We start from the raw sequence: 14,921 nt of genomic DNA, 5'->3' as shown, positions 1-14,921 counted from the left end.
TGAAGCAAGTGCAAAAGGGTTTCACCCTGATCGAACTGATGATCGTGGTGGCGATTATTGGTATTTTGGCTGCGGTGGCGCTGCCGGCTTATCAGGACTACACGGTCCGCGCGAAGATCACGGAAGGTCTGGGTCTGGGCAATGCAGTCAAAGCCGACGTGGCGACCAACTACGCTTCTGATGGCATGAACGGTGTGGCCGCGTATGCCGCTCAGATCAATGCGACCCAACCCTCGTCCAAGTTCGTGTCCGCTATCACGCTGGATGGCACCAATGGCCAGATCACCATCGCCATGAACGCCACCAACGTGGGTACCATCGGCGCCGCTGCCAACACCCTGGTTCTGACTCCCTTCCTGAACCCTGGTAACAACGCTGCGCCTACCATCTTCCCTCCTGCAGCTGGTGCAAGCGGTACGGTTGACTGGGTGTGCTCGTCGACGACTCACGCTAACGCCACGGCTCGCCAAGGTGCCTTCGCCGCGGCCGCAAACGGCACCCTGCTGCCACGCTACGCTCCTGCCGAGTGCAAGTAATTCCTGACTAACTCAGCGAATTGAGAATGGGGCCTTCGGGTCCCATTTTCATTGGTAGATCGGATTTGGATGACCATGCCCAGACGTTTGAAGTTGGCGCTGCTGCATCTGAGTGGCAGTGTGTTGACCGCAGTGTGTTGCGGTGCGCTTGTGTTCGGTATTTGGTACCCCATGCCTTATTGGCTTTTTGCCGGGGGGCAGGATTTGCTGCTGCTGATGCTGTCCGTTGACATGGTGCTGGGGCCCTTGTTGACCTTGGTCGCTGGTAGTCCGGGTAAAACGAGCCGGCACCTGGCGGCCGATATCGCCGTGATCGTGGCTGTGCAGTTGGCCGGTTTGGCTTACGGCTTGCATGCTATGTGGGAGGTCCGACCTGTGGCCATGGTGGCCGAGTCCGGCGTGCTGCGTGTGGTGATCGCCGCAGATATTCTGGACAAGGATTGGGCCGGTATGCCGGAGGGCGCTGGGCGGTGGTCGTTCCGCCGTCCGGGCATGATGGGTTTGCGCCCGCCTCGGAGCGCGGCCGAGCGTCACGAACGGACCCAATGGCTGATTCAGGGCAAGATGCCTGGTTCACACCCAGCCTATTGGCAGCCGTATGCACAGTCACGTGAGGAGATTGTGTCCAGCGCCAAACCTGTTGATCGCTTGCTGACGGTGATGGACGAGGCGTCGCAGCGAAAGCTGGCGGGGGCCGTGGCGCAGTCAGGGCGGCAATCGGCGCAGTTGAGTGCTGTGCCTGTGCTGGCGCGTGACAAGGGCTGGTGGGCGTTGATCGATGGCCACACGGCTGAGGTGCTGCAGTTCGTGCGACTGGAATAGGGCTGGATTTGGGTGTCTGCCGCGATGCGCCGCGGACCCCATTTAGAATGCGGGATTCGATTCAGCTCCAACCCCGCCAACATGCCCAACTCCACCAAGAACATCACAGCCATGGCCAATGCCATCCGTGCCCTTGCCATGGATGCTGTCCAACAGGCCAATTCCGGTCACCCTGGCGCCCCGATGGGCATGGCCGATATGGCAGTGGCGTTGTGGAGCCGCCATCTGCGCCACCATCCTGCGCAGCCTCAATGGGCTGACCGCGACCGCTTCGTGCTGTCGAACGGCCACGCCTCGATGCTGATCTATTCGCTGCTGCATCTCTCTGGCTATGACCTGTCGATCGATGATCTGAAGGCCTTCCGTCAGATGCACAGCAAGACGCCTGGCCACCCCGAAGTGGGCATCACCGCTGGCGTTGAAACCACCACGGGCCCGCTGGGGCAAGGCATCACCAACGCCGTGGGCTTCGCCCTGGCCGAGAAGATGCTGGCCGCCGAGTTCAACCGCGAAGGCCACACCATCGTCAACCACCAGACCTATGTGTTCATGGGTGACGGTTGCCTGATGGAAGGCATCAGCCACGAAGCCGCTGCCCTGGCTGGCGCCTGGAAGCTCAACAAGCTGATCGCGCTGTACGACGACAACGGCATCTCGATCGACGGCCAGGTCGCCCCCTGGTTCGTGGACGACACGCCCAAGCGTTTCGAGGCCTATGGCTGGAATGTGATCGGCCCCGTGGACGGCCACGACGTGGACGCTGTGGACGGCGCCATCGAGAAGGCCAAGATGAGCACCGACAAGCCCACGCTGATCGTGTGCAAGACGGCCATCGGCCATGGTTCGCCCAACCGCGCCAACACCGCCAAGGCCCACGGCGAACCCTTGGGTGGCGATGAAATCAAGCTGACCCGTGAAAACCTGGGTTGGGCGCACGACGCTTTCGTGATCCCCGAAGAGGTCTATGGCGACTGGAACGCCAAGGCTGACGGCGAGCTGTTGGTCAACGAGTGGAACACGCGCTTTGCCGCCTACAAGGCCGCCTTCCCTGAGCTGGCATCCGAGTTCACGCGCCGCATGGCCGGTGACCTGCCTGCCAATTTCGCCGAAATCTGCGTGCAGGCCGTGGCTTCTGCGCACGACAAGGCCGAGACCGTGGCCAGCCGCAAGGCCAGCCAGATCGCCTTGGAGTTCTTCACCGCTGCCGTGCCTGAAATGCTGGGCGGCTCGGCCGACTTGACCGGCTCCAACCTGACCAACACCAAGAGCACGCCTGCTTTCCGCGTGGATGGCGACGGTGCCGTGGTCACGACCGACGGCAAGCCTGGCCGCCACATCAACTACGGTGTGCGCGAGTTCGGCATGGCCGCGATCATGAATGGTGTGGCCCTGCACGGTGGCTACATCCCCTACGCCGGCACCTTCCTGACTTTCTCCGACTACAGCCGCAACGCCATCCGCATGGCCGCGTTGATGAAGCAGCGCGTGATCCACGTGTTCACGCACGACTCCATCGGTCTGGGCGAAGACGGCCCGACCCACCAGTCGGTCGAGCACGCCGCCAGCCTGCGTCTGATCCCTGGTCTGGACGTGTGGCGTCCTGCCGATACGACGGAAACGGCCGTCGCCTGGTCCATCGCGCTGGCCAACAAGAACCGCCCCTCGGCGCTGCTGTTGTCGCGTCAGAATCTGCCTTACGCCCCCAAGCAAGATGCGGATGTCATCACGCAAGGCGCGTATGTTTTGGCTGAACCCTCAGAGGTGGGGTTGAAGAAAAAGCCGGTTGCCGTGATCATCGCGACCGGTTCTGAGGTGCAACTGGCCCTGCATGCCCAGGCTGAGCTGGCCAAGCTGGCGATTCCTGTGCGCGTGGTGTCCATGCCGTCCACCAACGTGTTCGATCGCCAGTCGGTCGAGTACAAGAAGTCGGTGCTGCCCGCCAACCTGCCGCGCATCGCGGTCGAGGCTGGCGTGACGGACGGCTGGTGGAAGTACGGCTGCGCAGCCGTGGTCGGTATCGACACTTATGGCGAATCGGCGCCTGCTGGCGTGCTGTTCAAGCACTTCGGTTTCACCACGGAAAACGTGGTGGCGACGGTCCGCAAGGTGCTGCAGCTCAAGAAGTAAGTCAATGTGTGGCCTGGCTTGTTCAGGCACAGTTCCGGTTTTAGTTTCAGTTCAACATCCTCAAGGTAAAGCAATCATGGCTATCAAGATTGGTATCAACGGTTTCGGTCGTATCGGCCGCATGGTGTTCCGCGCTGCCATCCAGAACTTCAACGACATCGAAGTCGTGGGCATCAACGACCTGCTGGAGCCTGACTACCTGGCCTACATGCTGAAGTACGACTCGGTGCACGGCCGTTTCAAGGGTGAAGTGTCGGTTGACGGCAATACTCTGATCGTCAATGGCAAGCCCATCCGTCTGACCGCCGTGAAGAACCCCGCTGAACTGAAGTGGGACGAAGTCGGCGCCGACGTGGTGGTCGAGTCCACAGGCCTGTTCCTGACAAAGGAAACCGCCGAAGCCCACATCAAGGCTGGCGCCAAGAAGGTCATCATGTCGGCTCCTTCCAAGGACGACACCCCGATGTTCGTCTACGGCGTGAACGACAAGACCTACGCTGGCCAGTCCATCATCTCCAACGCTTCGTGCACCACGAACTGCCTGGCTCCTGTGGCCAAGGTGCTGAACGACACCTTCGGCATCAAGCGCGGCCTGATGACCACCGTGCACGCTGCCACCGCCACCCAGAAGACCGTTGACGGCCCGTCGAACAAGGACTGGCGCGGCGGCCGCGGCATCCTGGAAAACATCATTCCTTCCAGCACTGGCGCTGCCAAGGCCGTGGGCGTGGTGATTCCTGAACTGAACAAGAAGCTGACCGGCATGGCTTTCCGCGTGCCCACCTCTGACGTGTCGGTCGTTGACCTGACCGTCGAGCTGAACAAGGAAGCTTCGTACGACGACATCTGCAAGGCCATGAAGGCCGCTTCGGAAGGCGCCATGAAGGGCGTGCTGGGCTACACCGAAGACAAGGTTGTTGCCACCGACTTCCGTGGCGAGAGCTGCACTTCGGTGTTCGATGCCGAAGCCGGTCTGGCCCTGGACAGCACCTTCGTGAAGGTCGTGTCCTGGTACGACAACGAGTGGGGCTACTCGAACAAGGTGCTCGAAATGGTGCGCGTCATCGCCAAGTAAGTATCGCCAAGTAAATCGGGCAACACTTTCACTTGGTGACAAAAGGCCTCTTCGGAGGCCTTTTGCTTTTATCGGGGTGCATCTTTTTTGTGCGCAATTGTGAACATCCGGTGCGTGGGGCTTGGGCTGTTCAGCCTGCCATGGATAATTTGCGTTCCTTTTGGATCATGGCTGTAGCCGGACGTCACACCCGATGAGGAAGTTGCTCGCGCTGTTGTTGGTACCGCTCTTGTGGCTGAGCGCGGAGGGGGCCTTGGCCACCACTACGCCGCCTCCGAGGCAAGCGATGGGGCTGATCGTCAAGCTCAAGGGGCAGGACGCGGCGGTGTCTGGCAGGTCGCTGGTGCGTTTGCAGGCGGCAGCCGTGACTGGCAACAGTGAGCAAGAGTTGCGTTTGCGCTTGTCTGCGGCGGCGCAGCGCCAGCGTGTCAGTTTTTTGCAGCGCAAGGCCACGGCTTTTGCTGCGCACGTGATCCACAACGGTCACCCTGTTCCTATCGAGCTGGCTGAAGCGGAGGCTGCTCGCCTGCGCAGGGATCCTGACGTCGAATGGGTGATCGTCAACGAGATGATCCGCCCAGCGTCGGTCAGCCTGGATGACCCAGGCTATGACAGCCAGACCTGGTTGCAGTCGCGTGATCTGGCGGCTGGGCGCGTGGCCGTGGCGAACTTCCCTCCAGCCTGGTCGGCCCTGGCCAATCGAGCCTTGTCGCCTGTTGTGGTGGCGGTGCTGGATTCGGGGATTCTGACAGCCCCGGATCTGGACGGTCGTCTGTTGCCTGGGTATGACTTCGTGTCAGAACCGACGTACTCGGGTGATGGTGATGGTGTTGACCCGGATCCGAGCGACCCAGGCCTGGGTACCGTGTTACCCAATGGATGTAGCAAATCGGAGGCCTGGCATGGGCTGAGTGTGGCGGCCATGCTGGGGGCCACGACAGGCAATGCATTGGATGGCGCCGGCGCACTGGCGCCTTTGCCTGGGCCTGTGGTCTTGCCTGTGCGCGTGGGCGGCTTATGTGGCGCCATGGTCAGCGACATCATCGAGGGCATGCTGTGGGCTGCTGGCGTGGACTATCACGGCGCTCCTGCGCGCAACCTGCATCCGGCCCGCGTCATCAACCTGAGCTACGGCGGTGACGGCTCGTGCGCCGATCTGGGTAATGGCGTGCATGATGCCGCCTGGCTCTACCGCCAGACGATTGCCACGCTCAAGAGCCAGGGTGTTCTTCTGGTGGCCTCGGCAGGCAATGGCGATGCCTCAACGGGGCTGGGGCAGTGGGGGGCGACACGGCCCGCCAACTGTGCTGGTGTGCTGGCGGTGACGGGGCTCAATCAGAGTGGTTACAAGGCCAGCTATGCCAACCTGATGCAGGTGGACAGCGTGCAGTCTTTTGGTCTGGCCGTGGCGTCTGGCGATGTCTACCGCAACGCCTATGGTGACAATGTGCTGACGGACCCGGGGGTGGTCACCCTGACGAACACGGGGGTGAGCTCACCGTCCAGCTATTTCGAACTGCGCGCCCAGGTCGGCACAAGTATGGCCGCACCCATGGCTGCGGGGGTGGCGGCATTGATGCTGGCCGCTGATCCGAGCTTGACGGTGGATGATCTGCTTTGGGGTTTGTCGCGCAAGTCAGCGTCCTTCCCGTCAGCGTCGAGTCTGGGTTTTCAGGCTTGCGTACCGGGTGTCGGTGAGCAAGGCAACTGTGCTTGTTCCGTCGATACCTGTGGTGCCGGGATGCTGGACGCCGAGCTCGCCGTGAACTGGGCCATTGAGCACGCTGCGCAAGGCGGGACGGCCACGGTCAGCACTACCGGGCAAAGTGCTTGTTATTTCAGCCCGACCCGAGAGGGCGGCGCCAGCGCCTGTGCCGATTCGAATTCATCTGGCGGAGGCGGTGCCTTGAGTGCGCTGGACCTGCTTGCCCTGGCCTTCATCGCCATCGGGACCGGCTTGAGGAGAGGCCCGCTCAGGGGCGGCAGGCGCTGAATCCCTTGCCCTGTGGCAGTTTCATGCTGGCCAGCGTGACTTGCGTGCCAACACTGGCACGAGGTACACGCAGCACCTGCACTTCCATGGGCGGGCGCACGGTGACGATGCGGGCGGTGCGGATGCCACGATTGCGCATGGCGTTCAAGCCCGCATCGGCATCTTCCTGCTTGTTGAAGCGCCCCAGCGAGATGCCCAGTGCCAGATGGGCAGGCGTGCGCACCTCTTCGAAACTCAGCCCTTTGATGCGGCGCAGTTCAGCTTGCTTGCGCTCCAGCATGTCGGCGTCGGCATAGGGGCCCATGTAGACGAGCCACATGCCCTGGATGGCAACGGTGCGGCTCCCCCAACTGCCTGCGGGCAGGATGGGCTTGAGATTGGCTTCCAGGCTGGCGTATTCACTGGCGTTGAAGGGGCCGGCTTCCACACACTTGGTGTCTTTGCTGTCCGACGCGGTGCCGGGGGACGCCTTGGCCACGCTCGGGGTAGCCGGGGCCTGAGGTGGCGGCGAGATCGACGCGCTCGATGCTGCAGGCGATGGCGCAGAAGCGGCGCTGCTTGCCTCCGCATTGGCCGTTGAGGCGCCGCCCATGGCGTCTGCCGGCGCTGCGCTGGTCTTGCGCACGGCCTTGTCTGCCTTGGCCAACCCGGGCATCAGCACGACGATTTTGTCGGCATGGATTTGCTGCCCTATGCGCTGCGGTTCGTGCTGCGCATCAGGCTGCACGCCTACGACCTGATTGAGCCAGCCCTTGCTCCACGCGAAGAAGGCGGCGTTGACAATCAACAGGATCAGCACCAGGGAACGCAGCATGGGTCGGTTTGGCTGGTTTGAGGATTGGGTTGAGTGGTGGCGTGGGGGCGTCAGCTTTGCAGCCGCACGCTGACTTCGCCTGTGGTCCAGGCTTGCAGGCCCTTGTCAGTATGCACGAGCAGCGCGCCGGTTTCGCTCACGCCCTGCGCCATGCCGGTATCGCTGGGGGCGTGGCCATCGACTGGGACCTGGCCCGGCGTGGCCCATAGGCTGACTGCGTGCCCCGCCAGCACATCGCGCTGAGTGTAGGCGGCTTGCAACGGTGCAAAGCCGGTGGCTTCAAATGCACGCACCTTGGCCAGCAGCGCCGGTGCGATCCAGGACCAGATCTGACCGACCGTCAAGCTGGGGGCGGTCTTGAGCGCTGAACTCAGCGATGTGGCCTCACTGGGGGCCTGGCCTGGCCGCACATTCAGGCCGACGCCGATGACCACCCATCGCTGCCCATCGCTCAGACCCGGGGCTGGTGTGGCTTCGATCAGGATGCCGCCCAGTTTGCGGCCCTTGAGCCACAGGTCATTGGGCCATTTCAGACCGATGGCGGGGGCGTGGGCCTGGTCGGGCAGTGCCTGCAGGCCGGCTTCAAGCGCCAGGGCCACAGCGATGCCCACCGCCAGCGACAGGGCGCTGCCCCCGCCCGGGATCTCATCAAGCCGCATGGGCAGGCCCAGAGAGAAGGTCAGGGTATCGCCCGGCGAGGCCAGCCAGGTGCGGCCCTGACGGCCTCTGCCGGCGGTCTGGCGGCACGCTGTGAGCACGGTAGGGCTGGTTTCGCCACGGCGGCCGCGTGCCATCAGCTCGGTATTGGTCGAGCCGATCTCGGGCAGGACTTCCAGGCTCAGATCCGGGCAGGCGGGCGAGGCCGCTTCCCAGATGCGTTCAGCTGCGGCGTTGAGATCAGCCAGCACGGCGCTCAACTCGATGCCGTCGGCAGCCTGTGTGTGCGTTTCAGACACCTTGTTGTGGCCTGGGCCGGCGTTCAGCGACGGCGTGACGCCAGCATGGTGCCGCGGCACTTCGGGGAGCCGCACCAGCAGGCGTATTCCTTCTTGAGCTTGGCCGTCATGCGTGCATCGATGATCAAACCGTAGTCAAAGAACAACTCTTCACCCACGGCGATGTCGCGCAAAGCCTTCAGAAATACCCGATCGCCGTCCTGTTCGGCCTCCAGATTGGGGTCGCAGGAGTGGTTGATCCACTTGGCGGAGTTGCCCTGGTACTTGCCGTCGATGACGTGGCCGTCGTCCAAGTGGAAGTAAAAGGTGTGATTCGGTTGTGACGGATCGTGCGGGTGGCGATCCAGCGCCTCCTGCCAGGTGATGATCTCGCCACGGTACTCCAGCACCGTGTCGCCGGCCTTGAGAGGGCGGATGGCATAGACGCCCTTGCCGTGGATGGCCGACTCGCGCACCTGGGTGCGGCGGCCGGAAGAGGGCGCTTCAGCGGGGGCGTGAGCCGTCCGGGCGGCAGGCTTGGTTTTTTTTGCGGCTTGCGTCATCGGCCAGATTGGGTACATTGAATTGGTGGGCGCGCGTGCCCGCGTGTGTGCACACGTATGTGTGCGTGCGTGCGCGCGAGAAGCCCGATTGTAAGAAGAGATATAAAGACGCCCATGAGCAAAGCCCTGGTCATTGCAGAAAAACCGTCGGTTGCCCAAGACATCGTGCGCGCATTGACGCCGGTGGACGGCAAATTTGACAAACACGATGAATACTTCGAGAGCGAACACTATGTGGTCAGCTCCGCCGTCGGCCATCTGGTCGAAATCAAGGCGCCCGACGAATTCGATGTCAAGCGGGGCAAGTGGAGCTTCGCCAACCTGCCGGTCATCCCGCCGCATTTCGATCTCAACCCGATCGACAAGAGCAAGGGGCGCCTCAATGCCCTGGTCAAGCTCATCAAGCGCAAGGATGTCACCACCCTGATCAACGCATGTGACGCGGGGCGCGAAGGTGAACTGATCTTCCGCCTGATTGCGCAGTACGCGGCCGACAGCACGGCCACCACGCGCGCCAAGGGCCTGGGCAAGGAAGTCAAGCGCCTGTGGCTGCAGAGCATGACGCCTGCCGCCATCCGCGACGGCTTCGACGCCCTGCGCACCGATGAGCAGATGACACCGCTGGCCAGCGCCGCACGTTGCCGCTCCGAAGCCGACTGGCTGGTGGGCATCAACGGCACGCGCGCCATGACGGCGTTCAACTCGCGCGATGGCGGTTTCTTCTTGACCACGGTCGGCCGGGTGCAGACCCCGACGCTGTCCATCGTGGTGGAACGCGAAGAAAAGATCCGCAAGCACGTTTACCGCGATTACTGGGAAATCAAGGCCAGCTTCGGCGTGGATGCCGGGGCTTATGAAGGCAAGTGGTTCGATCCCACGTTCAAGAAGGACAAGAACGCGGCGGAAGGTTCGGCCGAAGCCGAGCAGAAGGCAGATCGCGTTTGGTCCGCCGCCGAGGCACAGGCCATTGCCGATGCCGTGGAAGGCAAGCAGGGCACGGTCACGGAAGAGGCCAAGCCCAGCAACCAGTCCAGCCCGCTGCTGTATGACCTGACCACGCTGCAGCGCGAGGCCAACTCGCGCTTCGGCTTCAGTGCCAAGACCACGCTGGGCCTGGCGCAGGCCCTGTATGAAAAGCACAAGGCCCTGACCTACCCGCGTACCGATTCGCGCGCGCTGCCCGAGGACTACCTGGGCGTGGTCAAGGACACCATGGGCATGATCGCCGATGAGGACATGCCCGGGCCGCTGCGCGAGTTGTCGCAGCATGCCCGCAAGGCGGTCAACGATGGTTATGTGAAGCCCAACAAGCGCGTGTTCGACAACGCCAAGGTGTCGGATCACTTTGCCATCATCCCCACGATGCAGGCGCCCAAGAGCCTGACCGAGGCCGAGGCCAAGCTGTACGACATGGTCGTCAAGCGCTTCATCGCCGTGTTCTACCCGGCCGCCGAGTTCATGGTCACCACCCGCATCACCAAGGTGCCCGCTGCTGGCAAGGAGCATTGCTTCCAGACCAACGGCAAAGTGCTGGTCAAGCCGGGCTGGATGGCCGTGTATGGCAAGGAAGCCTCGGAAGAGGGCGATGAGCGCACGCTGGTGGCTGTCAAGCCCGGCGAGGCCGTGACCACGGAAGACGTGGCCGTCAATGCGCTGAAGACCAAGCCGCCGGCACGCTACTCGGAAGCGACGCTGCTGAGCGCCATGGAAGGCGCGGGCAAGCTGATCGACGACGAAGAGCTCAAGGCCGCGATGACCGAAAAGGGCTTGGGCACGCCAGCTACCCGCGCGGCCATCATCGAAGGCCTGATCACTGAAAAGTACATGTACCGCGAAGGCCGTGAGCTGATCCCCACGGCCAAGGCCTTCCAGCTGACCACGCTGTTGCGCGGCCTGGGTGTGGAAGACCTGACCAAGCCCGAGCTGACCGGCAACTGGGAGTTCCAACTCTCGGAGATGGAAAAGGGCCGCCTGAGTCGCGAAGCCTTCATGGCCGAGATCGCCGCCATGACGCAGCGCATCGTGCAAAAGGCCAAGGAATACGACCGCGACACCATCCCTGGTGATTACGCCACCTTGCAAACGCCTTGCCCCAATTGCGGCGGCGTGGTCAAGGAAAACTACCGCCGCTTCACCTGCGTGGGCAAGAGCGGCAGCGATGACGGCGCGGGTTGTGGCTTCAGCATGACCAAGATTCCGGCTGGCCGCAGTTTCGAGTTGCCTGAGGTCGAGCAGTTGATGCGCGACCACAAAATCGGGCCACTGGAGGGTTTCCGCTCCAAGGCGGGTTGGCCCTTCACGGCCGAGCTCAAGCTGGTGCGTGATGAAGAGGCCGCCAACTGGAAGATGGAGTTCGACTTCGGCGAAGACGCCAAGAAGGACGACGAATCCGGCGAGGCCGTGGACTTCAGCGCGCAGACCAGCCTGGGCGCCTGCCCCAAGTGTGGCGGCCACGTGTACGAACACGGCAGCAACTACGTGTGCGAGCACACCACGGGCAGCTCCAAGGCCAAGTGCGACTTCAAGAGCGGCAAGATCATCCTGCAGCAACCCATCATGCCGGACCAGCTCGTCAAGCTGCTGGAAACCGGCAAGACGGATCTGCTGGAGAACTTCGTGTCCAACAAGACGCGTCGCAAGTTCAAGGCCTTCTTGAGCTGGGATGCCAAGGCCGGCAAGGTGGGCTTCGAGTTCGAGCCTCGGGCGCCACGCGCTCCGGCTGCCAAGAAGGCCGCCTCCAAGACGGCTTCGAAGACCGCAGCCAAGAAAGCAGCTTGATGGTTTGATTGATTTTCGGCGGTCCGCAGGCGCTTCAAACAGCGCGCTGTCATCGTTGTAAGCAAGCTGTAAGGGGCCGGGCAACCGGCCCTTTTTCCGTTTCGGCTTGATCCGAACGGCTCAGGGTTGACCCGGGGTGGTGTATCTTCGCGTCCTGTTTCATGGGCTTTTGAGTTGTTGGCGATGCTGTCTGGTCGTGTTGGGTTCAAGCGTTGGGTGTCTATGCTGGTGCTGGCCGGTGCCGGTATGGCCGCGGTATCAGCTCAGGCTGAGGTGCAGATCAAAGGCGCAGGCGCCAGTTTTCCCTCGCATGTCTACGAGCGTTGGACAAAGCGCTTTGCAGAGATGAACCCCGGCGTCACCGTGCGCTACGTGCCCACGGGTTCGGGCGATGGCATCAAGCAGATCAAGGCGCGTTCGGTGCAGCTCGGCGGCACGGACAACCCGCTGACGCCTCAGCAACTGGCCGAGCACAAGCTGGTGCAGATCCCCATGCTCGTTGGCGGGCTGGTGCCGGTGGTCAATGTGCAAGGCATTGGCCCCAATCAGCTGGTGCTCAGCGGCGAGGTGCTGGCCGACATCATGCAAGGGCAGATCCAGCAGTGGGATGACCCGCGCATTGCCGCGCTCAACCCGGGCTTGCGCCTGCCCGCCCAGGCCATCACCCGCATCGTGCGTGACGATGCCTCCGGCTCGACCGAGGTGTGGACGCGTTATCTGGGCATGTCTTCCGCCCGTTTCGCAACGGCGGTACCGGCATCTCAAAAACCGGCCTGGCCTGGCTCGACACTCGCCGCCAAGGGCAACGACGGCGTGGCAGCCCTGCTCAAAGAGACGGCAGGCGGTCTGAGCTATGTGTCGTTTGATCGCGTGCAAAAGGACCGGCTGAGCAGCGTGAAGCTGCGTACCTCCGGCGGCTTCGTTGTGGCGGCTTCTGAAGAAGCCTTCAGGGCGGCCATCCTCGCGTCTGATCTGTACAAAAAGGGTGACGATGGCGCCGGTTTGCTGAGCCAGCCACGTGCTGATGCCTGGCCTTTGACAGCTACCAGCTATGTGTTGCTGGATGCTGCGCCCAAAGACATGAACGCCACCGACTGGGTGGCCAGATTTGTGTACTGGTGTTTCATGCATGGCGACGAGTTGACCCGTGGCACCGGGTTCGCACCACTGCCCGAACGCGTGCAGGCCCGTCTGTCAGGTCGTTTGCTGCAGATCCATGGGCCAGCCGGGCAGGTGCCGCGCTTCGCTACACCTTGAGCGGTGGGTTCGCATTCCCTTACATCCTGCTCGATGGCCTGAGTGGTTTCCCGAGGGGGTAAATGGGCGGTATTGGTTAGCCTGTTTCCATCCAGTGAAATTGGATCGGGCGTAGCGTGAGGCTCTCCTGATCCGGTTTGCTCGCACAACACACCGATTCGGAGGAAGCATGCGTCCTGTTCTGTCCTGTTTTGTGGCGTTCGTGATGGGGGCTGCTTGTGCGACCTCCGTCATGGCCGAAGTCATTCAAGGTGATGCCTCGGTGCAAAAGCCGTTGATCGATACCGGCGCCAATCTGGCCTGGTACGGATTTCAGACTCAGTCGGCTGGTGAACTGGCCGGCTACCGCATGGCCACGACCTCCGAGTTCAGAACCTTGCTGCTGGATGCGGGTTATGTGTCCAATCCGAGCAATGGGCGGGACCTCTACACGCTGGACAGCAGCATCAAGGCCAATGTGCCGGGCATCGATTTCTATTTCAACGCCGTGGCTGCGGGCAGCGCAGATGCCCATCACGATTACCTGGGCTGGGTGAACTCGGGGCCTGATACGCGCCTGGTCAGCGTGAGCGACGATCTGATTGCGGGGCATGCTTCCAGCACGGCCGAGGTGCGCTGGCTGGCGTCGTTGCCGAGCGTGTCGAATGACTGGACAAAGTACGCCAATATGAGCGGTGGCAGCGTGCTGGATGCGCCCAATTTCATGATGGTGCGTGCTGTGCCGGAGCCCGCCAGTTACGCGCTCATGGCGCTGGGGTTGCTTGGGATTGGCTTCGTTCGCGTGTCGCGAACAGGGGTTTGAGCGCGCTTTGCGCCGCATGCGTGCATGACGGTGTAAGGTTCACGGCGGTGTCTGCGACGAAGGTTGCAGGCACCGTTTTTCTTGGCCGTGGAGCTTGACCAGCATGACCATCCTTCTTCGAACATCGCGCAGCATCCTGCATCCTGACAGTGGCATGCAGCATCCTGTTGCCAGTGACATCACCCCGCAGCCGGTGTACCTGGCGCGGCGGCAACTGCTGCAGGCGGGCGCTGCGGGTGGCGCCGCCCTGTTGCTGGCAGGGCAGGGGCATGCCCAAGGCGGCGTGACCGTCAAGCGCCCTGGCAAGCTGGCCGCCCTGCCAGGCGTGCCCAGCAAGGTGCCAGGGGCTTTCACAATGGACAAGCTCACGCCCTATGAGGACGTGACCAGCTACAACAACTTCTACGAGTTCGGTACGGACAAAGCCGACCCGGCCGAGCATGCCCACACGCTCAAGCCCCGCCCGTGGGCGCTGAGCATCGAAGGCGAGGTGGGCAAGCCACTCAAGCTGGGCCTGGATGATTTGCTCAAGCTGGGCGCCATGGAAGAGCGCATCTACCGGCTGCGTTGTGTGGAAGGCTGGTCCATGGTGATTCCGTGGGTGGGCTACTCGCTGTCCACGCTGATTCAGCGCGCCGAGCCCACGAGCCGGGCCAAATACGTGGAGTTTGTCAGTCTGGCCGATGCCAAACAGATGCCCGGTGTGCGTACAGGCGTGCTGGATTGGCCCTACGTGGAAGGCCTGCGCATCGACGAGGCCATGCACCCGCTGACCATGATGGCCTTCGGTCTCTATGGCGAGATCCTGCCCAATCAGAACGGTGCGCCGCTGCGCCTGGTCGTGCCCTGGAAATATGGCTTCAAGAGCGCCAAATCCATCGTGAAGATCCGACTGGTCGAGCGCGAGCCGGTATCCTCCTGGACCAAGGCCAATCCGGGCGAGTACGGTTTCTACTCGAACGTGAACCCGAAGGTGGATCACCCGCGATGGAGTCAGGCCTCGGAGCGCCGGATTGGCGATGGCGGCTTCTTTGCGCCGCGCAAATCCACCATGATGTTCAATGGTTATGAGGCCCAGGTGGGGCAACTCTATGCCGGTATGGATTTGAAGAAGTACTGCTGATGCAAGCGAAGTCTGTGAACCAGCAGCTCAACCAGCTGCTTTTGAAACCGTGGGTGAAGCCGCTCTTGTGGCTGCTGTGTACCGTGCCTTTTGTGG

12 protein-coding genes are annotated in these 14,921 nt (G+C 62.5%); 9 read left to right on the top strand and 3 right to left on the bottom strand.

Going from position 1 to position 14,921, the window contains the following annotated elements; translation table 11 throughout:
• From EPO09_RS06295 to EPO09_RS06275, 5 genes are all read left to right on the top strand, one after another.
• The coding region (locus EPO09_RS06295) for a pilin (protein WP_290641290.1) at positions 1–536 on the top strand (536 nt) is incomplete at its 5' end.
• A gap of 75 nt (positions 537–611) precedes the next feature.
• Entirely contained in the window at positions 612–1,358 is a 747-nt protein-coding gene (locus tag EPO09_RS06290) for a hypothetical protein (RefSeq protein WP_290641288.1), read from the top strand.
• 81 nt (positions 1,359–1,439) lie between these two features.
• On the top strand, positions 1,440–3,485 hold the full coding sequence (tkt, locus tag EPO09_RS06285; RefSeq protein WP_290641286.1) for a transketolase: 2,046 nt from the start codon (positions 1,440–1,442) through the stop codon (positions 3,483–3,485).
• A 76-nt stretch (positions 3,486–3,561) separates the two neighbouring features.
• Complete coding sequence (gene gap, locus EPO09_RS06280; protein WP_290641284.1) at positions 3,562–4,560, top strand: type I glyceraldehyde-3-phosphate dehydrogenase; 999 nt, start codon at positions 3,562–3,564, stop codon at positions 4,558–4,560.
• Positions 4,561–4,753: 193 nt separating this feature from the next.
• Positions 4,754–6,553, top strand: a complete 1,800-nt coding sequence (locus EPO09_RS06275) for a S8 family serine peptidase (protein ID WP_290641282.1) — start codon at positions 4,754–4,756, stop codon at positions 6,551–6,553.
• Here EPO09_RS06275 and EPO09_RS06270 read toward each other — a convergent pair.
• From EPO09_RS06270 to EPO09_RS06260, 3 genes are read right to left on the bottom strand one after another with little or no spacing between them, the layout of a single operon-like run.
• Positions 6,534–7,367 (bottom strand): hypothetical protein, encoded by an 834-nt coding sequence (locus EPO09_RS06270; protein ID WP_290641280.1) that lies wholly within the window; start codon positions 7,365–7,367, stop codon positions 6,534–6,536. The genes EPO09_RS06275 and EPO09_RS06270 overlap by 20 nt on opposite strands.
• 50 nt (positions 7,368–7,417) lie before the next feature.
• Complete coding sequence (locus EPO09_RS06265) at positions 7,418–8,398, bottom strand: biotin--[acetyl-CoA-carboxylase] ligase (protein ID WP_290641278.1); 981 nt, start codon at positions 8,396–8,398, stop codon at positions 7,418–7,420.
• Positions 8,347–8,865, bottom strand: a complete 519-nt coding sequence (locus tag EPO09_RS06260; RefSeq protein WP_290641276.1) for an SET domain-containing protein-lysine N-methyltransferase — start codon at positions 8,863–8,865, stop codon at positions 8,347–8,349. Before EPO09_RS06260 ends, EPO09_RS06265 begins: the two co-directional genes overlap by 52 nt.
• 114 nt (positions 8,866–8,979) lie before the next feature.
• Here EPO09_RS06260 and EPO09_RS06255 point away from each other — a divergent pair, with 114 nt between their 5' ends.
• The 4 genes from EPO09_RS06255 (at position 8,980) to msrP (ending at position 14,825) form a co-directional block, all read left to right on the top strand.
• Positions 8,980–11,643: a DNA topoisomerase III gene (locus EPO09_RS06255; protein WP_290641274.1), complete on the top strand. Its 2,664-nt coding sequence runs from the start codon at positions 8,980–8,982 to the stop codon at positions 11,641–11,643.
• Positions 11,644–11,826: 183 nt separating this feature from the next.
• Positions 11,827–12,900: a phosphate ABC transporter substrate-binding protein PstS gene (gene pstS / locus EPO09_RS06250; RefSeq protein ID WP_290641272.1), complete on the top strand. Its 1,074-nt coding sequence runs from the start codon at positions 11,827–11,829 to the stop codon at positions 12,898–12,900.
• Positions 12,901–13,069: 169 nt separating this feature from the next.
• Positions 13,070–13,702 (top strand): PEP-CTERM sorting domain-containing protein, encoded by a 633-nt coding sequence (locus EPO09_RS06245; RefSeq protein ID WP_290641270.1) that lies wholly within the window; start codon positions 13,070–13,072, stop codon positions 13,700–13,702.
• 103 nt (positions 13,703–13,805) lie between these two features.
• Positions 13,806–14,825: a protein-methionine-sulfoxide reductase catalytic subunit MsrP gene (gene msrP, locus EPO09_RS06240; protein WP_290641268.1), complete on the top strand. Its 1,020-nt coding sequence runs from the start codon at positions 13,806–13,808 to the stop codon at positions 14,823–14,825.
• Positions 14,826–14,921 lie beyond the last annotated feature (96 nt).

The sequence above is a fragment of the Aquabacterium sp. genome (assembly GCF_004297345.1).
Taxonomy (GTDB): domain Bacteria; phylum Pseudomonadota; class Gammaproteobacteria; order Burkholderiales; family Burkholderiaceae_C; genus Aquabacterium.
Note: the sequence above shows the minus strand (reverse complement) of the source record. Positions and strands in the feature narration are given on the sequence as shown.